The sequence below is a fragment of the Streptococcus oralis Uo5 genome (assembly GCF_000253155.1).
GTDB lineage: Bacteria > Bacillota > Bacilli > Lactobacillales > Streptococcaceae > Streptococcus > Streptococcus oralis_L.
On the sequence record NC_015291.1, the window covers coordinates 1243532 to 1269041 of the forward strand.

23 protein-coding genes, 2 tRNA genes, 1 other RNA gene and 1 pseudogene are annotated in these 25510 nt (G+C 41.9%); 6 read left to right on the forward strand and 21 right to left on the reverse strand.

The window, feature by feature from the left end:
* Positions 1-95 precede the first annotated feature (95 nt).
* Together SOR_RS06290 and SOR_RS06295 are read left to right on the forward strand one after the other, a co-directional pair.
* Entirely contained in the window at positions 96-425 is a 330-nt protein-coding gene (locus SOR_RS06290; protein WP_000389919.1) for a hypothetical protein, read from the forward strand.
* 436 nt (positions 426-861) lie between these two features.
* Entirely contained in the window at positions 862-2421 is a 1560-nt protein-coding gene (locus tag SOR_RS06295; protein ID WP_013670250.1) for an ATP-binding cassette domain-containing protein, read from the forward strand.
* Positions 2422-2466: 45 nt separating this feature from the next.
* Here SOR_RS06295 and SOR_RS09970 read toward each other — a convergent pair.
* The 4 genes and pseudogenes from SOR_RS09970 to SOR_RS06310 form a co-directional block, all read right to left on the reverse strand.
* Positions 2467-2589 (reverse strand): annotated as a pseudogene (locus tag SOR_RS09970) (zinc metalloprotease HtpX); the annotation flags it as partial.
* 11 nt (positions 2590-2600) lie between these two features.
* Positions 2601-3200, reverse strand: a complete 600-nt coding sequence (locus SOR_RS06300; protein WP_232501612.1) for a CPBP family intramembrane glutamic endopeptidase — start codon at positions 3198-3200, stop codon at positions 2601-2603.
* A gap of 107 nt (positions 3201-3307) precedes the next feature.
* Positions 3308-4207 (reverse strand): zinc metalloprotease HtpX, encoded by a 900-nt coding sequence (gene htpX, locus SOR_RS06305; protein ID WP_000895759.1) that lies wholly within the window; start codon positions 4205-4207, stop codon positions 3308-3310.
* A gap of 1 nt (position 4208) precedes the next feature.
* Positions 4209-4769, reverse strand: coding sequence for a LemA family protein (locus SOR_RS06310; protein ID WP_000219838.1), 561 nt, complete (start codon positions 4767-4769; stop codon positions 4209-4211).
* Positions 4770-4862: 93 nt separating this feature from the next.
* On the opposite strand from SOR_RS06310, the gene rsmG reads away from it, so the two are divergent.
* Both rsmG and SOR_RS06320 read left to right on the forward strand, forming a co-directional pair.
* Positions 4863-5576, forward strand: coding sequence for a 16S rRNA (guanine(527)-N(7))-methyltransferase RsmG (rsmG, locus tag SOR_RS06315; protein ID WP_000801956.1), 714 nt, complete (start codon positions 4863-4865; stop codon positions 5574-5576).
* Positions 5577-5928: 352 nt separating this feature from the next.
* Positions 5929-7212, forward strand: coding sequence for a uracil-xanthine permease family protein (locus SOR_RS06320; RefSeq protein ID WP_000808283.1), 1284 nt, complete (start codon positions 5929-5931; stop codon positions 7210-7212).
* Between the two features lie 44 nt (positions 7213-7256).
* Here the strand turns inward: SOR_RS06320 and SOR_RS06325 are convergent, their stop codons facing one another.
* From SOR_RS06325 to SOR_RS06365, 9 genes are all read right to left on the reverse strand, one after another.
* Positions 7257-8162, reverse strand: a complete 906-nt coding sequence (locus SOR_RS06325) for a DMT family transporter (RefSeq protein ID WP_000048006.1) — start codon at positions 8160-8162, stop codon at positions 7257-7259.
* Positions 8163-8170: 8 nt separating this feature from the next.
* A complete protein-coding gene (locus tag SOR_RS06330; RefSeq protein ID WP_000764156.1) occupies positions 8171-9106 on the reverse strand; it encodes a serine hydrolase domain-containing protein in 936 nt (311 codons plus the stop codon).
* Entirely contained in the window at positions 9103-9828 is a 726-nt protein-coding gene (locus SOR_RS06335) for a CppA N-terminal domain-containing protein (protein WP_001102081.1), read from the reverse strand. The genes SOR_RS06330 and SOR_RS06335 overlap by 4 nt, the downstream gene beginning before the upstream one ends.
* A gap of 110 nt (positions 9829-9938) precedes the next feature.
* Positions 9939-10808 carry an aquaglyceroporin Gla gene (gla, locus tag SOR_RS06340; protein WP_000348115.1) on the reverse strand — a complete coding sequence of 290 codons (870 nt, stop codon included), beginning with the start codon at positions 10806-10808 and terminating at the stop codon, positions 9939-9941.
* 157 nt (positions 10809-10965) lie between these two features.
* Positions 10966-12132 carry an ATP-grasp domain-containing protein gene (locus SOR_RS06345; protein WP_001108606.1) on the reverse strand — a complete coding sequence of 389 codons (1167 nt, stop codon included), beginning with the start codon at positions 12130-12132 and terminating at the stop codon, positions 10966-10968.
* A 12-nt stretch (positions 12133-12144) separates the two neighbouring features.
* Positions 12145-12885: an esterase family protein gene (locus SOR_RS06350; RefSeq protein WP_000546818.1), complete on the reverse strand. Its 741-nt coding sequence runs from the start codon at positions 12883-12885 to the stop codon at positions 12145-12147.
* Positions 12886-12905: 20 nt separating this feature from the next.
* Positions 12906-13730 carry an alpha/beta hydrolase gene (locus tag SOR_RS06355; protein ID WP_001016820.1) on the reverse strand — a complete coding sequence of 275 codons (825 nt, stop codon included), beginning with the start codon at positions 13728-13730 and terminating at the stop codon, positions 12906-12908.
* Between the two features lie 135 nt (positions 13731-13865).
* Entirely contained in the window at positions 13866-15080 is a 1215-nt protein-coding gene (gene thiI, locus SOR_RS06360; protein WP_001200093.1) for a tRNA uracil 4-sulfurtransferase ThiI, read from the reverse strand.
* Positions 15081-15088: 8 nt separating this feature from the next.
* Complete coding sequence (locus SOR_RS06365; protein WP_000638933.1) at positions 15089-16231, reverse strand: cysteine desulfurase family protein; 1143 nt, start codon at positions 16229-16231, stop codon at positions 15089-15091.
* Between the two features lie 137 nt (positions 16232-16368).
* On the opposite strand from SOR_RS06365, the gene SOR_RS06370 reads away from it, so the two are divergent.
* Positions 16369-16794 carry a DUF6556 family protein gene (locus tag SOR_RS06370; protein WP_000073917.1) on the forward strand — a complete coding sequence of 142 codons (426 nt, stop codon included), beginning with the start codon at positions 16369-16371 and terminating at the stop codon, positions 16792-16794.
* Positions 16795-16837: 43 nt separating this feature from the next.
* Here the strand turns inward: SOR_RS06370 and SOR_RS06375 are convergent, their stop codons facing one another.
* The 4 genes from SOR_RS06375 to SOR_RS06390 all read right to left on the reverse strand — a co-directional run bounded on the left by SOR_RS06375 (position 16838) and on the right by SOR_RS06390 (position 22828).
* Entirely contained in the window at positions 16838-19144 is a 2307-nt protein-coding gene (locus SOR_RS06375; RefSeq protein WP_013670251.1) for a DNA translocase FtsK, read from the reverse strand.
* 86 nt (positions 19145-19230) lie between these two features.
* Positions 19231-21183 (reverse strand): PTS fructose transporter subunit IIABC, encoded by a 1953-nt coding sequence (locus SOR_RS06380; protein WP_000701474.1) that lies wholly within the window; start codon positions 21181-21183, stop codon positions 19231-19233.
* Positions 21180-22091 (reverse strand): 1-phosphofructokinase, encoded by a 912-nt coding sequence (gene pfkB, locus SOR_RS06385; protein WP_000640820.1) that lies wholly within the window; start codon positions 22089-22091, stop codon positions 21180-21182. The genes SOR_RS06380 and pfkB overlap by 4 nt, the downstream gene beginning before the upstream one ends.
* Complete coding sequence (locus SOR_RS06390) at positions 22088-22828, reverse strand: DeoR/GlpR family DNA-binding transcription regulator (protein WP_000920648.1); 741 nt, start codon at positions 22826-22828, stop codon at positions 22088-22090. Before SOR_RS06390 ends, pfkB begins: the two co-directional genes overlap by 4 nt.
* Before the next feature lie 161 nt (positions 22829-22989).
* On the opposite strand from SOR_RS06390, the gene SOR_RS06395 reads away from it, so the two are divergent.
* Positions 22990-23077: transfer RNA gene (locus SOR_RS06395), tRNA-Ser, on the forward strand.
* Between the two features lie 169 nt (positions 23078-23246).
* Here the strand turns inward: SOR_RS06395 and SOR_RS06400 are convergent.
* From SOR_RS06400 to SOR_RS06410, 4 genes are all read right to left on the reverse strand, one after another.
* A complete protein-coding gene (locus SOR_RS06400) occupies positions 23247-24206 on the reverse strand; it encodes a hypothetical protein (protein ID WP_000721422.1) in 960 nt (319 codons plus the stop codon).
* 79 nt (positions 24207-24285) lie between these two features.
* Positions 24286-24373, reverse strand: a tRNA-Ser gene (locus tag SOR_RS06405).
* A 95-nt stretch (positions 24374-24468) separates the two neighbouring features.
* Positions 24469-24816, reverse strand: a transfer-messenger RNA (tmRNA) gene (ssrA, locus tag SOR_RS09785).
* 58 nt (positions 24817-24874) lie between these two features.
* On the reverse strand, positions 24875-25510 hold the full coding sequence (locus SOR_RS06410; RefSeq protein WP_000290622.1) for an SGNH/GDSL hydrolase family protein: 636 nt from the start codon (positions 25508-25510) through the stop codon (positions 24875-24877).

The window sequence follows — 25510 nt, forward strand, 5'->3', positions numbered from 1 at the left end:
TTAAAATCTCATTTTTTAACATATTTACTATGACATGTTTTCTGTTTAGTGCTATACTATAGACAAGAATACATCAGAGCAAGGAGGATGCTCATATGGAAGACAACGCACTCATCACTGAAGCTTACCAACTACTTTTCGAGTTAAATCAAAGTTTCCAAAATTGCAAACAAGGTACAGCCGATGATTTTCGTCTACAAGAACTGCTGAACAGCACTCTCAAGGAACTTAAAAAAGCGGAAAAGCTTGACAACAGTATCTTAATCGACCTTGAGAAATTTTACCAACGTACCAGTCTACTGATTGGACTAGGTAGCCTAAAATTGAATGATCAAGCACGCACCGCTTGGCGCAACTATGACAAGTTCCACTACGAACATGTCAAACACGTACTAACTCTTTATGGACCTGTTTTTGGATTCTGATACTCTTCAAAAATCTCTTCAAACCACGTCAGCTTCGCCTTACCGTACTCAAGTATAGCCTTCGGATCGCTTCCTAGTTTGCCCTTTGATTTTCATTGAGTATAAAAACTAGAATTTCCTGTTTTCTATTGACAAAATTTCCTGAAAGGTATAGGATAGAGGTACTAATACTCGGAGGTAAGGGAGACATGAACAACTAATCTATCAAATAAAGAACCTTTATTTAGTAGATCTTGTTTTTGTCTCTTTTTGCATGCTCTTTTTGTACTAGATTTTCTAGTATCTTGTCCCCATTGAAAATCAAAAAACTAGAAAGCAAATCATCTGCCCCTCTTGGGTTAGGCAGCTCCAAGCTAGTTTGACGAGTTTTTCAACGAGGATAATAGAGTTTTGACAGTGACTTTGGGCTCTACTAGGTAAAGTAGAGCTTTTTGTTATGCACTATGGACATTCTAGAAAGGGCAACAATATGATAAAAATCAATCATCTGACCATCACTCAAAACAAAGATCTACGAGATCTTGTATCTGACCTAACCATGACTATCCAAGACGGGGAAAAGGTTGCTATTATTGGTGAAGAAGGAAATGGTAAATCGACTTTACTACGAGCTTTAATGGGGGAAGCATTGCCTGATTTTACTATCAAGGGCGACATACAGTCTGACCTTCAATCAATGGCATACATTCCTCAAAAGTTACCTGAGGAGCTAAAAAATAGAACTCTACACGATTACTTCTTTTTGGATTCTGCTGATTTAGACTACAGTATTCTTTATCGTTTGGCGGAGGAGTTGCACTTTGATAGCGACCGTTTTGCTAGCGATCAAGAAATTGGCAGTCTATCAGGGGGCGAAGCTTTGAAAATTCAGCTCATCCACGAGTTAGCAAAGCCTTTTGAGATTCTATTTTTAGATGAGCCTTCAAATGACTTAGACCTTGAGACAGTTGATTGGCTAAAAAGTCAGATACAGAAGATGAAGCAAACAGTTATTTTCATTTCCCACGATGAAGACTTTCTTTCTCAGACAGCAGATACTATTGTTCACTTGCGACTGGTCAAGCACCGGAAAGAAGCGGAAACGCTAGTAGAGCATTTAGACTACGATCGCTATAGTGACCAGAGAAAGGCTAGTTTTGCCAGACAAAGTCAGCAAGCTGCTAATGACCAAAGAGCCTATGACAAAACCATGGAAAAGCATCGCCGAGTCAAACAAAATGTAGAAACTGCTCTTCGAGCTACCAGAAACAGTACTGTTGGGCGCCTATTTGCTAAAAAGATGAAAAATGTACTCTCTCAAGAAAAACGCTTTGAAAAGGAAGCCCAGTCCATGATCCAAAAGCCACTTGAAGAGGAGCAAATCCAACTTTTCTTCTCAGATATACAACCATTGCCGGCTTCTAAAGTATTAATCCAACTGGAAAAAGAAAATTTGTCCATTAGAGAGCGCGTTTTAGCTCAGGGGTTACAACTAACTGTCCGTGGCCAAGATAAAATCGGTATCATCGGGCCAAATGGTGTTGGGAAATCAACTCTGTTAGCCAAGTTTCAACAACTGCTCAGCGCCAAAAGAGAGATTTCGCTTGGTTTCATGCCACAAGATTACCATAAAAAACTGCAATTGGATTTATCTCCAATAGCCTACCTCAGTCAAACTGGACGAAAAGAGGAACTACAGAAAATCCAATCTCACCTAGCCAGTCTCAATTTCAGCTATCCAGAGATGCACCACCAAATACGCTCCCTATCTGGCGGGCAACAAGGTAAACTCCTGCTTTTGGATTTAGTGTTGCGTAAACCAAACTTTCTCCTTCTAGATGAGCCCACACGAAACTTTTCTCCCACTTCTCAACCCGAAATTAGAAAACTCTTTGCCTCCTATCCCGGCGGTCTGATCACTGTTTCGCATGACAGACGCTTCTTAAAAGAGGTCTGTACGAGTATCTATCGTTTAACAGAAAATGGTTTGGAAGTTGTTGATTTACAAGATTTATAAATGTTGAACATGGCAAAAAATCCAGAGAAGTTTCTCTGGATTTTTTTATATGTGTTTCAGGCGTTCGATTCGTTCTGAAATAGGTGGGTGAGTATAAAAGAGTTTTTGAAGTCCCCCACCTTTCTTAGGATCATTGACATAAAGTGCGCTGCTAGCATCGTCGACATTCTAATGCAGTATTATCTCATATACAAAAAGCAAAACGCAACCAGATTATTGAGGACATGCAAAAGAATGGAATTCCATAGGTTGTCAGAAGTCTTATACCTTATCCCAAATGCAAATCCCATACCTAAATAGGTGATAAAGCTAGGAATAGTATAGGGACCATGCAGATAAGCAAAAAGAAGCGATGTAACAAACAAGCCAAAATATGTATTCTTAAATACTATCCCCTGTAACATACCTCGCATAAAGATTTCTTCCGTGACAGGTGCCAAAACACAGAGATCCACAAAAAGTACAGACCATGAAAGTGATAAACTTTGCACAGCTTGAGTTGTGTCTGATTGGGTAGGGCCTAAAAAATTGACCAAAATATAAAATAGGAAAAGCAAGGCGTATGAAAGAAAACATTTTAAAATATCTTTTAGGCAGATTTTCCGAATGTGAAACAAGTCATACTTTTTTCCTACATATAAAAATAATGCAAGTTCAACAAGTGTAAAAAGGATTGATAGCGTTAATGAATTTGTTCGCATGATTTTCTCTGCTATACTCAAATGAATTGGCAGAAAAATCAAAATCAAGAAAAACGTCATCCAGCGCTTATACATCATTCACCTCAATTATATAGAATTACATATATTATACTATTTTTTGGTGAGATAACAAGTTAAAAGCGAGATACTAAAAGCAAAAATCCAGAGACGACCTCTGGATTTTTTTACATGTGTTTCAAGCGTTCGATTCGTTCTGAGATAGGTGGGTGGGTATAAAAGAGTTTTTGTAGTCCCCCACCTTTCTTGGGATCATTGATATAAAGAGCGCTACTGGCATCGTCAACATGTTGATGCATCGGCTCGCTATTCTCCAACTTACGCAAGGCATTGATCATCCCTTGAGGATTGCGAGTCAGCTCCACACTGGATGCATCCGCCAAAAATTCCCTCTGACGGGAAATGGCTAGTTGCACCAAGGTTGCTGCGAGAGGTGCTAGAACAATGGCTAAGAGAGAGATAACAAGCATGATAATCTCCAAACCATTTCCATCACGATCATTATCACTCCGTCTGCGACCTGCGCCTCCCCACCACATCATCCGTCCTGCCATACTAGACAGAAGGGTAATGGCACTGGCAAGGGCGACAGCAATGGTCGAAATGCGAATATCGTAGTTTCGGATATGGCTGACTTCATGACCCATAACAGCTTCTAGCTCCTCGCGATTCATGATAGCTAAGAGAGCCGACGTTGCTGCTACTGCGGCATTCTGCGGATTCGAACCTGTTGCAAAGGCATTTAAAGAAGAATCCTCAATGATGAAAACACGCGGCATGGGAATCTGAGCGACCATGGCCATATCTTCTACTACATGGTAGAGGTCTGGTGCTGTTTGCTCATCAACCTCACGCGCCCCATTCATAGACATGACAATCTCTGTCGATTGAAAGATCATGGTCAGAGCGTAGATAAGACCAATAATCAAGGCAATAATCACGCCACCAAGACCTGAACGCATAAAGAGATAGCCAACCGCATAACCAACCAAGGCCAAGAGTAGGAAGAAAACCAGCAACAAAATCCAAGTTTTTCGTTTATTGCTCGCAATTTGATCAAACAACATCTTAGTCACCTAAACCGCTAAAGTCAACTTTAGGAACTGCCTTTTCCTCTTCAGGTGTTTGAAGGAAGTCTGCAGCTTTAAAGCCAAATAGTCCTGCGATGATGTTGCTTGGGAAACTTTCAAGTTTTACATTGTAGTTGCTGACAACACTGTTGTAGAGTTGGCGAGAGTAAGAAATTTTATTTTCTGTATTGGTCAACTCTTCTTGCAATTTGATAAAGTTAGCACTAGCTTTCAAGTCTGGGTAATTCTCTGCTACTGCAAAGATACCAGAAATCTGGCGGGTAAGGGCATCACTGGCCTTCATAGCTTCTGCCGGTGAAGTTGCTGCAGCTACTTGTCTACGAAGTTCTGTTACTTTTTCCAAGGTAGAACCTTCATATTTCGCATAGCCTTTGACTGTTTCAATCAAGTTTGGGAGGAGATCATTACGACGCTTCAACTGAACATCTATCTGGCTCCAAGCCTCCTTGGTCTGCATACGATTTTTAACCAAACCGTTATAGCTAACAATCACAAAAATAACAATCAGAGCCAAAACTCCAAGAATAATCCAAGTCATAATCTTATTCCTTTCTGCTTTTAGATTACTACCAGTATATCAAAATTTTAACGAATATGGTAAAATAAGATGATACTAGAGAAGGAAACTACTATGAAACCAGAAACATTTTACAGCCTACTAGCTGAGCAAAATCTTCCACTTTCGGACCAGCAAAAGAACCAATTTGAACGGTATTTTGAACTCTTGGTCGAGTGGAATGAGAGGATTAATTTGACCGCTATTACAGACAAAGAAGAAGTCTACCTTAAACACTTTTATGATTCGATTGCACCTATTCTGCAAGGCTTGATTTCAAATGAAACTATCAAACTTCTTGATATCGGAGCGGGGGCAGGATTTCCTAGTCTGCCCATGAAAATCCTCTATCCTCAGTTAGATGTGACCATCATTGATTCACTCAATAAGCGCATCAACTTCCTTCAGCTTTTGGCTCAGGAGCTGGATTTGGATGGTGTTCACTTCTACCATGGACGGGCAGAAGACTTTGCCCAAGACAAGAAATTCCGTGCTCAGTTTGATATGGTGACGGCTCGTGCGGTTGCCCGTATGCAGATCTTATCTGAGTTGACCATCCCCTATCTTAAAGTTGGCGGAAAACTCTTGGCACTTAAGGCCAGCAATGCCCCTGAGGAATTGCTGGAAGCCAAGAACGCTCTCAACCTCCTCTTTAGCAAGGTAGAGGACAACCTCAGCTATGCCCTGCCAAATGGAGATCCGCGCTACATCACAGTCGTCGAAAAGAAAAAAGAAACACCTAACAAGTACCCAAGAAAAGCTGGCATGCCAAACAAACACCCACTTTAATTTTTTTAGTAAAAAAATTATTTACAAATCTGCCTCGCTCTCGCATTTCTCGGCTCGGGAAAAATTCGTTTACAAAACCAACCTCGCTCTCGCATTTCTGGGCTCGGGAAAAAATGATTTACAAAATCTGCCTCGCTTTTTTGTTTCTCGGATCGGGAAAAATTCGTTTACAAAACGAATTTTTTCTGCTATACTATCACAAGCAAAGGTTTTTAATGTCATCCTGTGAGGTGACGAAGGCGCAGATTTATATAAATTTTTAAAAGATAGCTATTTTTTAAAAAGTCTTACTCTGAGGGCCTATTGCTGCAAAATAATGGGCTCTTTTTTGGTGCCCAAAAGTGAGGTTTTTATGAAACAGGAATCAACTGTTGACTTGTTACTAGACGTTGATCAACGTCCTTCTGCTGGTAAAGGTATTCTTCTAAGCTTCCAGCACGTATTTGCCATGTTTGGTGCAACCATTCTCGTTCCCTTAATTTTGGGAATGCCCGTATCGGTTGCTCTCTTTGCTTCCGGTATTGGAACACTTATCTACATGATTTCTACTGGCTTTAAGGTTCCAGTTTATCTAGGTTCTTCATTCGCCTTTATCACAGCTATGTCTCTAGCCATGAAAGAAATGGGAGGCGATGTATCTGCTGCTCAAACTGGGGTTATCCTGACTGGTTTAGTCTATGTTCTTGTAGCGACAAGTGTTCGTTTTGCAGGTACGAAATGGATTGACAAACTCTTGCCACCAATCATTATCGGACCTATGATTATCGTTATCGGTCTTGGTCTTGCTGGTTCTGCTGTAACGAATGCTGGACTTGTAGCAGACGGAAACTGGAAGAACGCTCTTGTAGCCGTTGTTACATTCTTGATTGCCGCCTTTATCAATACAAAAGGAAAAGGTTTCCTTCGTATCATTCCTTTCCTCTTTGCCATCATCGGTGGGTACATTTTCGCAATGCTTCTTGGTTTGGTTGACTTTACCCCAGTCCTTCAAGCCAACTGGTTTGAAATTCCTGGTTTCTACTTGCCATTTAGTACAGGTGGAGCCTTTAAAGAGTACAACTTATACTTCGGTCCTGAAACAATTGCTATCTTGCCTATCGCTATCGTAACAATTTCTGAACACATTGGAGACCACACAGTTTTGAGCCAAATCTGTGGCCGTCAATTCCTGAAAGAACCAGGACTTCACCGTACGCTTCTCGGTGACGGTATCGCGACATCTGTATCAGCCTTCCTCGGTGGACCAGCTAATACGACTTACGGCGAGAATACAGGGGTTATCGGGATGACTCGTATCGCTTCTGTCTCTGTTATCCGTAACGCGGCCTTCATCGCCATTGCTCTTAGCTTCCTAGGTAAATTCACTGCCTTGATTTCAACCATTCCAAATGCTGTTCTTGGTGGCATGTCCATCCTTCTCTACGGAGTTATCGCCAGCAACGGTCTAAAAGTTTTGATAAAAGAACGCGTTGACTTCAGCCAAATGCGTAACCTCATCATTGCCAGTGCCATGTTGGTACTTGGACTTGGTGGAGCCATCCTCAAACTTGGCCCAGTTACACTTTCAGGTACTGCTTTATCAGCCATGACAGGAATTATCTTAAACTTGATTTTGCCACACGAAAATAAAGACTAATCATCTATACACACAAAATCCACTCGATTGAGTGGATTTTTTAATTACTTACTCTTTATTTCCAACAGTAAATCTTTCAATGAAATAATGGTCACGGCTAGTAAAATCATGGCCATACCGACAAAATCAATCGCATAAAACTGTTCCTTCATAATCAGAAAGGCAAAGAAAACGGCAGAAATTGGCTCTATGGAAGCCAATAAACTAGACTTAACAGGGCCTATCAGACTAGCTCCTTTTAGGAAAGCTGTATAGGCAAAGACCGTTCCGATGATGATAATCCCAGCAAATGCAAAGAGAAAATCTAGACTAGTCGGTATGCTGGCCTGTAAGACTCCTGTGAAGGGAATAGCCACTACACCAGAAATAACCATCCCGACACCAATCACCAAAATACTGCCCCACTTCTTAATCAAAGCAATGGGAAGAATAATATAGAGGGCATAGGTCAAGGCTGAAAAGAGGCCCCAGAAAAGACCAGCAGGTGTGACAGACAACTGGTCAAGTTCCCCATGCGTCGCGATAAGAAACGTTCCTCCAATTGCTAAACCAATTGAAATAATCTCAGCCAGAGTAGGCGCCACCTTGTCCTTGATACAAGTATAAACCAAGATCCCAACTGGGCATACATACTGGAGAACTGTTGCCGTGCCAGCATTGGTTTCCTGAATGGCAGAAAGATAGGCAAACTGGTTTAAGAATAGTCCAAACAAGGCAAACAACAGCAGAGATAAAAGGCTTTTTCTGTCTTTAAAAAAAGCATAGAGTTTATCCTTTGCAGTCATATAGGATAAGACTACCAGTGCCAAACCTGCAATGATAAGCCGCAGATTGGTCAAGACTAGAGCAGAAATCCCGTGTGCCATCAGGTATTGGCCACTGGTTCCAGACAAGCCCCAAGCAATCCCTGCCACTACTGTATACAGAGTTCCTTTTACGGTTTTTGACATGCTTCTCCCTACTCCTCTTGACGAATCATTTCCATGACTTGGTTTCGATCGAGTATCCACTGTGCACGCTCATCCTTCTCATACGTTCGATTGGATAAAAAGATAGCCGCTTCCTGTTTCTCGCGATTCCACATGATAAAGGTACCCGTATAGCCCGTATGGTCGAGCCAAGCCCCTTCCAGATTCCAGGATAGAGAACGCTCCTTATCATCTAAGGGAGAAAAATTTCGGCTCAATTCTGCAGCAAACTCATCTTTCAAGTAACGTCCCAGAAAGATCTGCAAATCCTTAACTGTCGAAAACAAACCAGCACTTCCAGCGTGTTTCCCTAATAGTCGGGCTTTGGGATCGTGAATGATTCCGGCCTCTGCTCCTCTCACTGTTGGTACAGCAGCCTCAACGGGACCAAACATCGTTTCCTTCATCCCCCATGGTTCCAAAACTTGTTCTTCTATAATCTGATCTAGGTCTTGGTTAAAGATTTTTTCCAAAACAAAGCCCAAGAGTAAAAAGTGAACATCTGAGTATAGAAAAGCAGGCTGATTTCGTCTATTGAGGTGAAACATGGCTTCTCTCAATTCCTCTGCACTTAACTTGTCACGATTGGGAATGAAGGGGTCTAAGTCTGTGGCATGGGTCAGAAGTTGCCGTATAGTGATATCAGGATAATCACACTCCGGTAAAAAATCCGTTACCGGTCGATCAATATCGAATTTGCCCTGCCGCCACAAGAAGGTAAAAACCGTCCCCACTCCCACGACCTTACTCACACTTGCCAAATCATAAACCAAACCGGCCTCTGTCTTCAAGCCTCGTTCTGGATCACTCAATCCTAGATAAGACTCTTTCCATTCACCATCCTTATAATACGCAAAAGAGGCCCCGGGATAAATCCCTGCCTCGATTTGATTTTCTATTTTTCTTAGAATTTTTTCCAACTTCATGCTTCTTCAAACCACAATTCAATGTTATTGGTATCCTTACCAAGGAAGAATTTTTCAGACTTAGGGACAAAGTAGCCTGGCTTTTCAAATTTCTGACGAAGGCTGGTTAGATCAAAATTTCTTACTAAAAATTTTAACATCGTCAGGTCCCAAGTGACATTGTTTTCAACAACCAAATCTGCTCCTTGCCCTTTAGTAAAAGTGATTACTTGCGCTACTCCTTCAGGATCAAGTAAGCTCTCTGTCCCCTCAGGCAAACGCAACTCCATAGAAACCTCAAATTGGCTCAAGTATTTTATACTTGTATTTGAATAAAATTCAGGAACGGTTTCCAGTGGAACCAAATCTCTAACATCATTTTCCGCATGAACAAGGATCACATCCTCTTCAGGAGAAACAATCTCAAAAGCGTACCCTCTGTTTCCTTTAAACAAGCGAGGAAGAGACTTCATCTGAGAAAGAAGGGCCTCGATTTCAGAAGGATTTTCAACCTTTATCAAGAGTCTAGCTAGCTTCTTAAGTCCTTCAACTCTGCGTGTTCGCATGCTTGGAGCCTCTTCTAAAATCAATCTCTCCGTACCTGTCTGGTCGCCTAATGAAAGAAAGGCAGACTCTTCCAGCAAAGGTTTCATACCCAGGGTTTCAATGTAAAATCTTTCATTTAATTTTCGATTATTAACTTTCAAAGTCGGAACGATCCGAACAATCTCATTCACATTCATAAATTCCTCCAACTCTTTTATTTTAAAGGATTTTCGAATATTTTACAAGCCATATCTATTTTATTTAGAAATTTTACAAGAAAAAAACTGGGATTCCCCAGTTTCATTTCTTATAGATAAAGTAGTTTGAATAGTGCTACTGCTGCAATACCCGCTGCAATTGGAGCTACAACTGGAACCCATGCATACCACCATTTTGAATCACCCTTGTGTTGACCAAGAACTGATTTTGGAAGGAGTTCGTGAAGAAGACGTGGTCCGAAGTCACGAGCTGGGTTCAAAGCAGGTCCAGTAGGTCCACCAAGTGAAGTTACCAAGGCCATCACTAGGAAACCAAGTGCCAAGTGCGCAACTGAGATCCCAGCAGCTGTATGTGGAGCTACTTGAGCTTTCACTGCCAATTCACTTAAATCAACAGTTTGTCCAGCTTGAGTAGCCATTTGTTTCATGTATTGAAGAACCTCAGCTCCAAAGAAGTTTTTAGTCAAACCAAGTGCTGCAAAGAAAAGAACAAATGAACCTACAAACTCATTGAGGAAGCCGTTAACAGTAGCTGCAAAACGTGATTCTTTTGTACCGTGGTCGATGCTTGAAATCGTTGAGAAGGTACCCAAGATGTTGTTTGGGTTTTCTGTTTTCAAGTAGTAAGGACGGTGAGTCGCTACAACCAAAGCTTGACCGAAGATTGCTCCCAAAACTTGTGCTAGGATGTAATATGGTACTTGCTCCCAAGAGAAAAGTCCACTAACAGCAAGTCCAAGAGTGAAAGCTGGGTTGATGTGGTTACCAGATACATTACCAAACATCAAGGCTGGGATCATAACCCCCATACCATAACCAACCGCGATAACGAGCCAGCCACTTTGGTGACCTTTCGTACCTTTAAGTTCAACGTTAGCAACTGCACCATTACCAAGAATGATCAAAATAGCAGTTCCCAAGAATTCTGTGGCATATTTAATAGCCCATGTAAAATCCATTTGATAGATTCTCCTTAAATTTTTTTAGACAATCCCTATTCTATCAATTTTTAGGCCTTTTAGCAATATCTTTTCTAAAAGAATCTATGGAAAACGCTTTATTTAACTTATCTTTAAAAAAAGGACAAAAGAAGTCAAACTCCTTTCATCCTAATCGTTATTCTTGACGTTGACCAAAATCTGCAATCATCTGCTCCATCTCTTGGCGACTCGGAGTGGTCAACATATAAAGGTAGTCCCCTTGTAGCTCTGCAAAGGCTGCTGGCATGATTTTTTTGACCTTGAATTGCTGGCTGTACTTAGCAAGCAAGTCTTCTTCTGAATAGACATAATTTGCATTGGCACGACGTGATGTAGCTAGACAGTATTGAGGTTCAAATTCTGACTCTGGGAATTCTTCTCCTGCGACAATAGTTGCATAGCCACGATAGAGGTCCAAGGAATGAGCAAAGTTATAAACATCAATGGTAAAGCCACCTGCAGGACGGTTATTGTACTCAATGGCAATGTAGTCGTCCCCATCACGGAAGAACTCGATATGGAAAAAGCGTTCTTTCATACCAAATTCCTTGACAATGGCCTCGCCATACTTGCGCAGTTTGGGATCCATATCCTTGAGTACATAGTAGGAATTGTCCATCTTATAAATCATGAGATCAAGTGGTGTATGGGCATAATCGAAAGTCGTTGAAAAGACGATGTTGCCATCCTTGTCCACAAGTCCGTCAAAGGTACAGATTTCGCTAGAAGTGACAAATTTTTCAAAGAAATAAACGGTTGAATGGTCCCATTCAGCCTTAAAGTGATTTACATCGTCTTCTGTCTCAAGCTTAAAGGTTGCTGCCGCTCCCACTCCATTGTCAGGTTTGGCAATCATTGGTAGACCGATTTCGTTCACTGCTTTATCCACATCTGCTTCCGTCTGGATAACAGCGCCTGGTACAACAGGTACGCCTGCCTTTTGGAAGAGTTTCTTCATCTCAGACTTAAACTTGGTTTTTTTAAGATCTTCGGGTTTGGCTCCAAAGACATTAAATTGTTCTCTGAGTGTTGCGTCCAGCTCAAGCCAGTATTCATTGTGAGATTCGATGCGGTCGATTGGGCAATGCTTGTAGAACAGAAAAGCTACTGCACGTTTGACTTCGTCTATGTTCTCAAGATTGTCCACACGGAAATACTCAGTCAGACTATTGCGCAAAGGTTCATCAAGTTGTTCGTAGGGCTCCTGACCAATTCCCAAAACGGTGATGCCTTTATTGGCTAGCTCGATTGTAAACTGTTGGAAGTTTTGCGGATAGTAGGGAGAAATAACAAGGTAATTCATAGGCAACTCCTTTTATAGATACAGGTGTCCAAGAAAATAGGGCATTTGTTTGCGCCACCATTCCCAGTCGTGGGCGACATCGTGTCCCCATTCAGCAAACCAGGCTGGAATTTGTTTCTGGTCAAAGGCTTCTTTGAGCTTGTAGAAAGATGGTAGACCGTCTTGTTCCCAGGCACCAAGGCCCGTACAGACGACGATTTCTGCCTGACGGTAACGATCGATAAACCATCCGTCGTTTTGATTCCAGATATAATCTACAGGCGAGTTTTGGTAAATAGCATCATCATTGTAGTAATCGCCAACGAAGAAACGTGCGTCGTAAACACCACTGAGAGCAATCACCTTGGTAAAGACATCTGGATGCTGGAGGAAGAAATTGAGTGCATGGTAGGCTCCCATGGAGCAACCAGTTGTCATCATACCATCAAACCAACCTGTCTTATGCTTGATAAAAGGAATGGCTTCCTCAATCACATAGCGTTCGTAGGCTCGATGCATCTCCGCCTGGTCATGACTATTTTTCCAAGTAGCCAACCAGCTCTCACTGTCCACACTGGATAGGGTAAAGAACTGAACACGGCCTTCTTCGATAAAGGAAGCACAGGCATCTATCATGCCAAAATCATAGTATTCGTTGTGACTTCCACCAGATGAAGCAAAAACAACAACTGGAATCCCAGCATGCCCATAACGGTTAAGGTACATTTCACGATTAAGATTGCCACTCCAGTGGCTGAGGTTTTCAATATGCATTGGCTTTCTCCTTTCTTAACTTACCATTTCTCTGCAAAAAATCGGAGACAGTCTGGTAAATTTTCCGACCAAGGAATCTCACTATGGATGGCACCAGACTGAACTTTCAAGACAAGATTATCCAAGCCTACTCCACCTGCAATCAAATCACGGTAATAGCGAAGCGACGAGTCGATATAGGCTTGTTTAATATTGCCAGCCATCAAGGTCTTGTCCGTATCGTCTGCTTCTTCTGTTCCTACATAGATGAAAATGCGCTGTTCAGGCGACAATTTCTTACGCTCGATATAGCGGTTAAAGGATTCTTGGTGAAGCCAGTTAGCAGATGAGAAGACACCTAGACAACCAATTCGATCTTGGTACTCTAGTCCGATAAACTGGGTGATATTGCCTCCTAGCGACGAACCAATCATAGCCGTGTGCTGGCGATCAGCTTTGGTACGATAGGTCTCATCGATAAAAGGCTTGACCACCTCCATGACAAACTCGGCATACTCCACACCCTTACCGCCAAACTGCTGGCCTGGGATAGGAGATTCTTGAAACTTCCAAGCTGCGTATTCATTCATCCGCCCCATGCCGTCATTATCTATAGCAACGACAATCATGCGACTGATGTCAGGATTTCGTTTAATAGCTGGAATAATCTTCCAAGAGTGTCCAATATAAGACTCCTTACTGTAAAAGACATTTTGCCCATCATGAAAGTAAACAACTGGGTAAAAACGGTCGGTGTCTTTCTCGTAGTCCTTAGGCAGAAGCACACGCACACGACGCTCTTTTCCTGTATAAGGAACCTTGAGTTTATGTTCTTTCATTTTTAAGTAAAAGTAGGAATGATTCATTGTCAGAAAACTCTCTATATTCAAAATTTTATCTTATTATACCACAAAAATAGAAAAAAAGTCAGTAATTGTCCATTTTAAGGATAAATAACTAACTTTTTCATTTATTTTTCAGAATTCTTCTGGATTTTCTGATTAGAGGAGATTGTCAATCAACTCATCGACAGCATCTTTTTCAGCTTGAGGTGTGATCTTAGTGATCATAATCCCTGCCACTGCTCGCTCAACCAATCCTTCAACATCCATGCGTTTTTCATACTGCTCAGCATTCTCTATCTTAGGATTGGTCTTAGGACGGTCAGGCGCAAAAATAGTACAGCAGTCTTCAAAAGGCTGGATTGAAATTTCAAAAGTATCGATTTCCTGCGCGATGTCAATGATTTCCAACTTGTCCATGGTAACCACGGGACGAATGACTGGAGTGCTGGTCACAGCGTTGATAGTCTGCATGCTTTCCAAGGTCTGGCTGGCTACTTGACCAAGACTTTCCCCATTGATAATAATTAAACCTTTTCGTATCTCACGAATACGGTCGGTAATGCGCATCATAAAACGACGGGTCAAGGTCATGAGGTAGGCTTCTGGCGCCTTAGCCTTGATTTCTTCTTGAATTTCAGTGAAAGGAACCTCGATAAACTGAATATTGCCCCCAAATTTAGTCAATTTGCGGGTCAAATCTTGGGCTTTTTTAAGAGCACCAGGACTCGTGTATGGCGGACTGGCAAAGTGAACCGCCTCAATATCTACCCCACGTTTAAGAGCTAGATAACCTGCCACAGGTGAATCAATTCCTCCTGACAACATGAGCATGCCTTTACCAGAACTTCCCACAGGTAATCCTCCTGCTCCACGAAAAGTTTCATAGGAAAGATAGGCAGCCTCCTCACGAATCTCAACCTGAAGATTAATATCTGGATTTTTCATCTGAGCTTGCACGTTTGGAATAGCCTCGAAAACAGCTCCACCAAGAGTTTGATTGAGTTCACGACTATCCAATTCGAAGTTGTGGTCGCTTCGCTTACTAGTGATTTTAAAGGTCATACCCTCCTTGTAGATAGCTTTCATAATCTCTTGGACAGCTGATTTAAGAACTTCTACAGACTTTTCAACTTTATAAACGGGAGAAAAGTTTTGGATCCCAAAGACTTGTTTGAGAGATTCTGCTACTGCTGTATAATCAGCTCCATTGAGGTAAGCGTGGGCACGGTCGCGATCTGCGGTTACCTTAACTTGAGGATAGATGGATAAAACGTCCGAAATATTATTACGAAGTTTATTGATGAAACGCATACGATTTTTGTGCTTGGTTGACAATTCTCCATAGCGAATCATAATTTCTGAATACTGCATAAATGCTCCTATCTTACTTTTCTAGTTTGGTTGTAAATTAATTTTAGCTTGGTCAAAAACTGCTCGACCTGACTCATGTCATTTTCTAGGTCTAAGCTTAGACGCACAGCTGACTGGGCCTTATCCTTGTCTACTCCCATGGCAATTAAAGTACCTGCAGGTTTTCCTGCCTTGGATGAACAAGCAGAGGTTGTGGAAATGAAAATATCATAGTCTTCAAAGGCGTGAACGATGACTTCTCCACGAACACCCTTAATCCCAAAAGTCAGGATATGAGGGGCAAAGTCTTCCTCATCTGAAAAGACGAAAATGTCTGGATAGTCCAGAAGGGCTTGGCGAATGACTGCCTTCATCTGCCCCGTCTTGCTAGCAAAGATAGCTAATTTTTCCATAGACAAACGGAGGGCCTTGGCAGTCGCGGCAATCCCTGCGACATTCTCAGTTGTCGAACGATAGTCTCCCTCTTGACCACCACCTGTTAAAAGAGGCATGATCCTCTTACCAGACTTGATATAGACAAATCCAACACCTCTGACACCATGAAACTTATGACTCGAAAAGGTCGCGAAATCCACTCGATCAGTCAAATACTCCTCTGTCGGAATCTTAGCAAGTGCCTGAACCGCATCAACATGGAAAGAAATGGTCGGCTTATCTGCTAACAGTTTTGAAATAGCCTCAATAGGCTGGATAGAGCCAATTTCATTATTTACTGCCATAATGGAGACAAGGATCGTATCAGGTCGTATCAAAGCTCCTAGAGCCTCAACATCCACAAACCCTTTCTCATCAACTGGAGCAAAATCCACCTCAAAACCTTGACTTTTCAGCCAGAGGGCTGATTCCTTAACTGCTGGATGTTCAATGGCTGATACGATGATGTGCTTGCCAAACTGGGCTTTTTCAAAGGCCACACCTTTGATGACCCAGTTATCTCCTTCTGTTCCACCAGAGGTAAAGAAGATTTCGTCACTTTTCTTCCCAATCAAATCCGCAATTTGCTGCCGGGAAGCATCTAAAATTCGTGTTGCCTGGTCTCCCAAACGATGGAGACTAGATGGATTTCCTACAATTTTTGAAGCAACCTGCATGTAGGTCTCTAGAGCTTCAGGATAAGGCTTGGTTGTCGCCGAATTATCAAAGTAGATCATGTTTTCTCACGCTTTCTAAAATCACTCCTTCTATTGTATCACGAAAAGAGACCTGCGACAAGAAAGGGAGTTTTCTCTTTTTAAGTTATTTTTTTAAAGAAATGAGGTATAATAAATCATAGTTAAAGGAGAGTATCATGTCTAACTATCGTAGAACTTCAAAACCAAAAACAGAACACATCAAAAAAGGGTTTACAGTCTTTCAAAAAACGATTGCTACCATCGGTAGTATCCTTGGTCTAATCACCGCTACTATTACCATCATGAACGCTATGGATAATAACAAAAACAACAAGAAAGAACCGACGACAACTCAAACAACTGTTGTCAAGGAAATTCAAAAAGAATCCCCTCAGGAAAATACTACTCCTAACAGGGACAACACTTCTACTAAAGAAAATACCACGCAAGAAGAAACTTCTCAATCCAATAAAAAAGAGGAGAAAAAAGAAGAACAGAAAACAACAACTCAGGACTCTTCTACACCAGCTACAAATAAAGAAACAAGCGATAACGGAGCACAGTCAAATACGACGAGTTCTGAAACTAAAACGAACCAGTAATCACAAAAATAGCTTCTTTCCAAATTTGGAAAGAAGCTATTTTTTATTGTTGCAATACTTTTCGTGGTTTGGTTCCCTCAGCTGGACCGATGACACCTGCCATTTCAAGTTCTTCCATCAGACGGGTCGCACGATTAAATCCAACTGACAAACGACGCTGAATCATCGAAGCGCTGGCTTTCTGGGTTTCGATAACCAAAGCCTTAGCTTCTTCAAAAAGCGGATCGCCACCAGCTTCGCCGTCAGAGAAATCTCCATCATTTTCAGGGACGTCTCCTGGGTCAAAGCTGTCATCGTAGTCCGCATCTGCCTGAGCCTTGATGAAGTTTACGATACGTTCAACATCATCATCTGAGATAAAGGATCCTTGTAGACGGACTGGGTGATTTTCATCAATTGGTTTAAAGAGCATATCTCCTCGACCGAGCAGTTTTTCAGCTCCATTTTCATCCAAGATGGTTCGCGAATCTGTACCTGATGAAACTGCAAAAGCCACACGAGATGGGACATTGGCCTTGATAAGACCAGAGATAACATCAACCGATGGACGTTGCGTTGCGAGAATCATGTGAATCCCTGCGGCACGCGCCTTCTGTCCGAGACGGATGATGGCATCCTCCACTTCCTTGCTAGCCACCATCATGAGGTCTGCCAACTCATCCACAATGACAACAATCAAAGGCAGCGGTACTTGTTTGTACTCAGATTGGCTATTAAATTCCTCGACCTTGGCATTGTAACCAGCGATATTTCGTACTCCAACCTTAGCAAAGAGTTCATAACGGTTTTCCATCTCATCCACCACCTTTTGGAGAGCCTTGCTGGCCTTGCGTGGATTTGTCACAACTGGAATCAAGAGGTGAGGAATGTCATTGTAAACCGATAACTCAACCATCTTAGGATCGACCATCATAAACTTGACCTGGTCGGGTCTTGCTTTCATCAGAATACTAGCGATAATACCATTAACTGCGACTGATTTCCCTGATCCCGTCGAACCTGCAACCAGTAGGTGGGGCATCTTGGAAAGATCAAAGGTGCGAGCCGTTCCATTGACAGCCTTCCCTAGAGGAATTTCGAGGAGATTTTCTGGTTTAGTCTGAGACTGTTCCCAGAGTTCACGGAAGGAAACGGTCGCAATCTCAGAGTTGGGGACTTCAATTCCGACTAAGGATTTACCAGGGATTGGAGCCTCTATCCGAACATCCTTAGCTGCTAGAGCTAGCGCTAAGTCGTCTGCCAGATTGGAAATGCGGTTAACCCGTACACCGACTGCTGGCTTGACTTCATACTTGGTAACTGATGGTCCAATTTCAGCCCGTTCCACCGTTACCTTGATACCAAAGCTGGCAAAGGTTTCTTCTAGGATTTTGATATTTTCTCGAACAATCTTCTTTTCCTTGGACTGATCTTTGGGTTTATCTGGTGCAAAGAGTTGCAAGCTTGGTAGCTTGTATTCGAGGGCTTCCTTGGCAGAAAAATCAACCTGCACCTCTTCATCCTCAAAGTCTTCTTCCACATCTGGAACATCAAAATCAGTTTGAGGGAGGATAATCTCCGGTTCGATCCATTCTTCCTCAGGAATTGGTGGGAAATCGTAGTCTGGTACCTCTGATAAGATTTCTCCCGTTTCAGGATCTACAGGAGGAAGCGGTAATGCATCCTGTTCTTCTTGTTCTCTCTGAATTCTTGCTGCTTCTTCAGCTTCTTGACGAGCCTTCTCTTCTTCTCTCTTGATGAAGCGTTCCTGTTTTCTCTGTTCCTGTTTTTCCATGAAAGATCTGAACTGAGCTCCAATAAAGGCTGCAACATCATAAATAGACCAAGGACTAACTAAGAGTGCCCCAACTAGAATCAAGAGGACTCCAATAAAGTACGATCCGATATTTGAGAAAAGAAAGGCTATGGGAATATAAAGTCCGACACCAAGCAGGCCTCCACCAGCGAAGCTAGTCACCCGCATACCAGTCAGGTCCGTCATAACTTGAGACAGGGTCCCTTTTAGAACTGATTGCTCCAAGCCATATTTCCATACTAAGTAGGCCTCAAAAATCAAGAGCAAGCCAGCGAAGATACAGAGAAATCCTGATAGAAGTCCCTCTTGCTTGCGGATCCATTTAAAAAGAAAAAGATAGATGAGGAGACCACCTATGGCCACATAGGCCAAACTTCCGACCACCAGTCGAATGAGATTGTAAAGAGTGACACCTGCTGCGCCGAGTTTGAGGGCTGCAATAATCAACAATAAGGCAATTCCTAAGGAAATCAACATCCTCTGGATAGCCTGTTTTCTTTCAAGTTCTGCTTTAGACGGTCTCCGTCTTGTTTTTGTAGTATTCTTGTTTGCCATTCTTTTATTATACCATATTTCACAGCCATTTCGAATAGAGAAAAAGATTGCACCAAATGGTAACAATCTTTCTATTCTAATACTTTTTATGCTTGTGGTTTGCGTAGGTAACCATAAACCACACCACTTACAATTGCGCCTACCAAAACAAAGGCAAGGTAAAGAAGGGCATTTGAAGTTAGAGCGATAACGAAGATTCCTCCGTGTGGTGCCATGAGTTTGATACCAGCAAGACCAACGAGTCCGCCTGTTACTGCTGAACCAAGGATAAAGCTTGGGATCGCACGAGCTGGGTCTGCAGCACCAAATGGAATCGCTCCCTCAGTGATAAATGACAAGCCCATGATAATGTTTGTCAAACCAGAGTTACGTTCTTCTTTGGTAAATTTATCTTTAAAGAGCAGAGTTGCGACAAAGATAGCAAGTGGTGGCACCATTCCTCCAGCCATAACTGCTGCCATAGCTACAGAACCACCTGAAGAAACAGTCGCTGCAAGCGTACCTGTACCAAAGACATAGGCAGCTTTGTTGACTGGTCCACCCATGTCGACAGCCATCATTCCTCCAAGAACGATACCAAGAAGAACAGCTGAACCTCCTCCAAGACCGCCTAGGAAGTTATTCATAGCCGTGTTGATTTCTGCCATCGGGATGTTAACAGCTAGCATAACAAATCCTGTCAAGATTGTTCCGAAAAGCGGTAGGATAAGGATAGATTTAGCACCTTCAAGTGAACGAGGAACTTTAACGTATTTCTTGATAGCAAGAACCAAGGCACCTGCGATAAATCCACCAACAAGGGCACCTAGGAAACCAGATGAGACACCTGCAAGAGTTGAAGTTGCTTCACCACCTGCGGCATAAGGAATTTTACCAAAGGCAAAACCTTCTTTAGCAATAGCACCAGCCACGAAACCAGCTACTAAACCTGGTTTTTCAGCGATAGAGTAGGCTACGTATCCTGCAAAAACTGGAAGCATCAAGCCAAAGGCTGCTCCACCAATTTTCATGAACATAGAAGCTAGTTCATGGTAGGATCCGAGATTGCCAAGACTATCTTGTGGCACACCAAAAGCTCCGTCGATTAAGAAGGCGAGGGCAATCATGATCCCACCACCGATAACGAATGGCAACATTTGAGATACACCACTCATCAAGTGTTTGTAGAAAGCACCACCAAGGCTTTGTTTTTCATTAGATGCTGTTGCAGCTTTTGCTCCATTAGCAGCACGATAAACTTCAGCATCTCCTGAAAGAGCCAAGTTGATCAGCTCTTCTGTCTTACGGATACCGTCTGCAACCGGACGGTTAACCAAAGGTTTTCCATCAAAACGATCCATCTCAACAGCCTTATCTGCTGCGATGATAACAGCTTTAGCCTTACGGATATCTTCTGCAGTCAGTTGATTTCCAACACCGCTAGCTCCGTTTGTTTCAACCTTGATCCCAACACCCATTTCAGCAGCCACTTTTTGAAGGGCTTCTTGGGCCATGTATGTGTGGGCAATACCTGTTGTACAAGCTGTAACAGCTACGATAAAGTCGCCAGAGTCATTAGCAGGTGCTTGAACAGGTTCCTCAACTTTTTCTGAAGCTTGGTCAAAAAGTTCAATAACTTGATCAGCTGATGTTACTTGGCGAAGTTTGTCAGCAAAACCGTCTTTCATCAAGTATTGAGATAATTCTGCCAAGGCTGCCAAGTGAGTGTCATTGGCACCTTCTGGAGCTGCAATCATGAAGAAGAGGTCTGTTGGTTGCCCATCCAAGCTTTCATAGTCAACACCCTTGTTTGACTTAGCAAAGAGAACCGTTGCTTCTTTGACAGCAGAGTTCTTGCTGTGAGGCATAGCAATTCCGTCACCCAAGCCAGTGGAAGTTAGAGCTTCACGCGCTAAGATTCCTTCTTTAAAGGTTTCAAAATCCGTCACGTAACCGTGATCTACCAAACTTTTAATCATCTCTTCGATGACAGCTGTTTTTTCAGTTGCCTGCAAATCCAGCAACATGACATCTTTTCTCAATAGGTCTTGAATTTTCATCGTTTTTCTACCTCAACTTTTTCATATGTTTCTTTAATAAATTCCGCTGTTGCCAAGTCATCCGAGAAAGTAGTTGCTGTTCCGCAAGCTACTCCCCATTTGAAGGCCTCTACTGCATCTTTAGATTTGACAAATTCACCTGTAAACCCAGCAACCATAGAGTCACCAGCCCCGACTGAATTTTTGACTGTTCCCTTGATAGGTTTGGCGAAGTAAGCTCCCTCAGCTGTGACAAGAAGTGCACCGTCCCCAGCCATAGAGATGATAACGTTTTGAGCACCTTTAGCTAACAATTCTCGAGCATATTTCTCGATTTCATCTAAACTTTCGAGTTTCACTCCAAAGATAGCTCCAAGTTCGTGATTGTTTGGTTTAACCAAAAGTGGCTGGTAGTCCAAACTATCAATCAAGGTCTGTCCTTCAAAGTCACAAACCACTTGCGCACCAGTCTGGCGTGTCAAGGCAATCAAATCCTTATAGATAACATTGCCTAGGTTCTTAGCACTCGAACCCGCAAACACCACCGTATCTTCTGCTGTCAAACTAGACAAAATAGCTTTCAATTCTTCCAGCTGAGCTGGTTCCACATTTGGACCTGTTCCATTGATTTCTGTTTCTTGGTCTGCTTTAATCTTGACATTGATACGAGTATCTTCTGCTACTTGGACAAAACGAGTTTCGATTTCTTCCTCTGAAAGGGTATCTGTGATAAATTTACCAGTAAATCCTCCGATAAATCCAGTCGCAGTATTAGGAATATCCAAGCGCTTCAAAACACGGCTAACATTGATTCCTTTCCCACCAGCAAACTTATCATCACTGTCCATACGATTGACACTGCCGACTTGAACTTGCTCCAAGCGCACGATATAGTCTATGGATGGATTAAGTGTGACTGTATAAATCATACTTCTATTACCTCCGTTTTCTTCTTAATAGCCTGCAAGAGCTCATGCCCTTGACTTGTGATGACAATAGCGCGTTTAAGTGGTGCTACCTTGGCAAAGCAAGTTTGACCAATCTTTGACGAATCAACCAAGACATAGGTTTGTTTGGCATTCTCTAAAATAGCACGCTTAACGGCTCCCTCCTCCATATCTGGAGTCGTATAATAACCATCGTCGACACCATTCATCCCGATAAAGGCACGGTCAAAGTGCAATTGGTTAATTTGATTAAGAGCAACTCCACCGATACATGCATCTGTTGCCATCTTGACACTCCCTCCAACCATGACAGTTGGAATCTGTTTTTCAACCAACTGAACCGCATGGTGAATGGAGTTGGTCACAACTGTGATATTCTTATTAACCAATTCCCTGATTAAAAAAGCAGTTGTCGTTCCAGCATCGATAAAGATAACATCTTTTTCCTTGATAAGAGAGGCTGCTTTCTGAGCCAGTAACTTCTTCTCTTGAAGGTTTTTGACAGATTTTTCTTGGATGGTTTCTTCTTCCTGCAAGGAGTGAGGTAGTTCTGCTCCACCATGCACACGGCGAAGCTTGTTTTCCGCCTCCAACTCATCCAAATCTCTTCGTACCGTTGATTCTGATGTTTCTAATAGACTAACCAATTTTTCTAGGGAAACTACATGATGTTGATTTAACTCCTCTAAAATCAGTTGCTTCCGCTCAGTTTTTAACACCAAACCACCTCCTGTTATCGTTTACACTATTCATTCTAGCACATTCTCTACCAAAGTCAAGCATTTTTTATCATTTTCTGTCAAATTCTATCATTTTTCTTATTTCCAAAATTTTTATTGCAAGATAAGTGGCTTTATGGTAGACTATTTGAGTAAGTATTGGAAGATTACTCAAGAGGCTTAAGAGGCCGTGTTGGAAACGCGGTAGGCGTGTAATAGCGTGCGTGGGTTCGAATCCCATGTCTTCCGTAGAAAAAAGAAAAACTGCACCTCAATGCAGTTTTTTCATCGCTCTAAGAACAATATATAGGAATGAAAGGCTGAGTTACTCTAACTATCACACCACTTTTTTGTATCCTAATTCATAAAAAAACAAGTAGTTTATTAAGACTACTTGTTTTTCTTTTAAATCTTAGGATTAGATATTGCTTTTATCTTTTTTATCTGAAGATTTGTCTGTTGATTTATCAGTGGATTTGTTTGAAGATTTATCTGAAGACTTGTCTGTTGATTTATCATTAGACTTAGTTGAGTTTTTACGGACAATTTTATCATAACCTTCTGTATCATCAAGCAACTCTGTCGCCAAAGTACGGTAATCTTCTTGAGAAATCAGCCAGTTTCCATCCTTATCCTTTGTTAATTTGATTTCAGTATCAAAATCACCAGTAGTGAAAGGTGTATGAGCTAAGTTAGGGTCAACGTCACTGTAGGTTGAGAAATCTTTCTTGAATAGATGCTCAAAAATCCAGTAAGAAACCAATGTTTGGTAACGCTTGATGTCAACGTTTGAACCAGCTTGATTGTATTTACCTAGGTTATCAACACCTCCAATAAGAGTAGTGAGAACTTCCCTTGTAGATGAAGCCAATCCTTTAGAGTGTAACTTCTTAGAGTTAAAAGTAACAGTCGCTGTATTTCCTGATTCATCAACCTTCACGTCTTTAACAGTGTAAGAACCGATATCTTGATATAATCTACGTCTCATCTTCAAGAAACCTGAAATGGTTTCTTCTGGAGTTTCTACAGGGAAATCTTTGTGCCATTGTACTGAGTAAGTAGACGCAGGTGAAAGCCCTTCTTCTTTGATTTTTTCACTTGTTTGAACTGCAAACACGGCCTCAGTCCATTTTTCATAAGTGTCGCCATAAATCTTCTTAAATCGAGCAGAGTCGCTAGTAAGAACTGAGTCTAAGAGAATTTCAGCATCTTTTGTAACTTTTTCTTTAACTTCTGCTGCTTCATCCTTCTTCTCAACTTGTTCCGTATTCTCCTTGTTATCAGAAGAAGCTTCAGATGACTGATTAGAAAATACAGAACATGCACCCAAGACAACTGTTGAAAGTGCTAAGATACTTAGTAACTTGATCTTTTTCATGTTTCACCTCTTTATGAAAATTTACTCTTGGAGACCACCTCCAAGGATAGTTGCTTAGAAAAACACTGGGTTTATCTAACGGAGAATGGGGGATTCGAACCCCCGCGCCAGTTACCCGACCTAACGATTTAGCAAACCGTCCTCTTCAGCCTCTTGAGTAATTCTCCACTAACACACTAGAATAAATAGGATACAACGAAGGATACTACGAAGGATACTACAAAGGATACAATTTGGAAAAAATCTACTGTATACCTGTTCATAATGGAGCCGGTGGGAGTCGAACCCACGTCCAAACACCTGCTAACATATTTGTCTACAACCATAGGTTATGTATTGTTTTAACAGTCCCTCGACACATAACTCAAGCCTAGGAACTGCGAGTCTATTAATCTCTTATCAAACCACTAGACAAGGCTTGATCGTATCTCGCTAATCATAAGACCTGTTATTGAACACGAGCAATCCAAATCAGGTCACGCCTGCTGGTTTTTAGGCAGCTAGAGCGTAAGAAGTGTTATTTTTTGCAGTTATATTTAACTGAGCGTTTACGTCGCTACACGGGTTGCAAAATATGCCTCATAATGCCTGTCGAATCCGTAACGACCCCAGGATGTTAGAACTATTATAACCTATCTTCAAAAAAAATGCAAAATCAAGCCGTTTCTTTAGAAAAGAACCCCTTTTAAGGCTTCTGATAAGGCTTGATAACCGGCTACACTTAGATGGAGGCCATCCGTTGTATAGGCTGATTGAAGTTGCCCTTCTGAATCTGTCAAACTATCATAAATCGGCACAAAATCTACCTGCATATAGGCGGATGCTAGAGCCTCATAGGCTTGATTCCATTCTCTAATCTTTTCATTGGTTCGGATATAAACAGTCTGCTTGTATTTCTCTCCCTCATTGACTGGCAAAATGGAAAGGAGCTTTATTTGTGACAGCGGATAATCTCGGGCAATCGATTGGATTACACGCTCAAGATTATCCAAAGCATCATTCATGGGAATATCTTTTCCAATATCATTTGTCCCTATTAGGAGAACAATTTGATCCACAGCATCACCATACAGATGGGAATCAAGATTGTCTAGTAGAAACCCCGTCTGGTAACCTCGGATGCCTCGATTAACAATCGTCTTGGCAGTCCCGAGTAACTCTTGCAAAGGGTAGTATTCTACAATCGAATCGCCGATAAAAATCATATCTGGTTCTAAAAGAGAAATCTGATTGAGTTCACGATACTTGGTTTGAATCTTTGCTTGCTCTTTTAGAAGCCAATTTTCTAATAACTGTACTGCCAC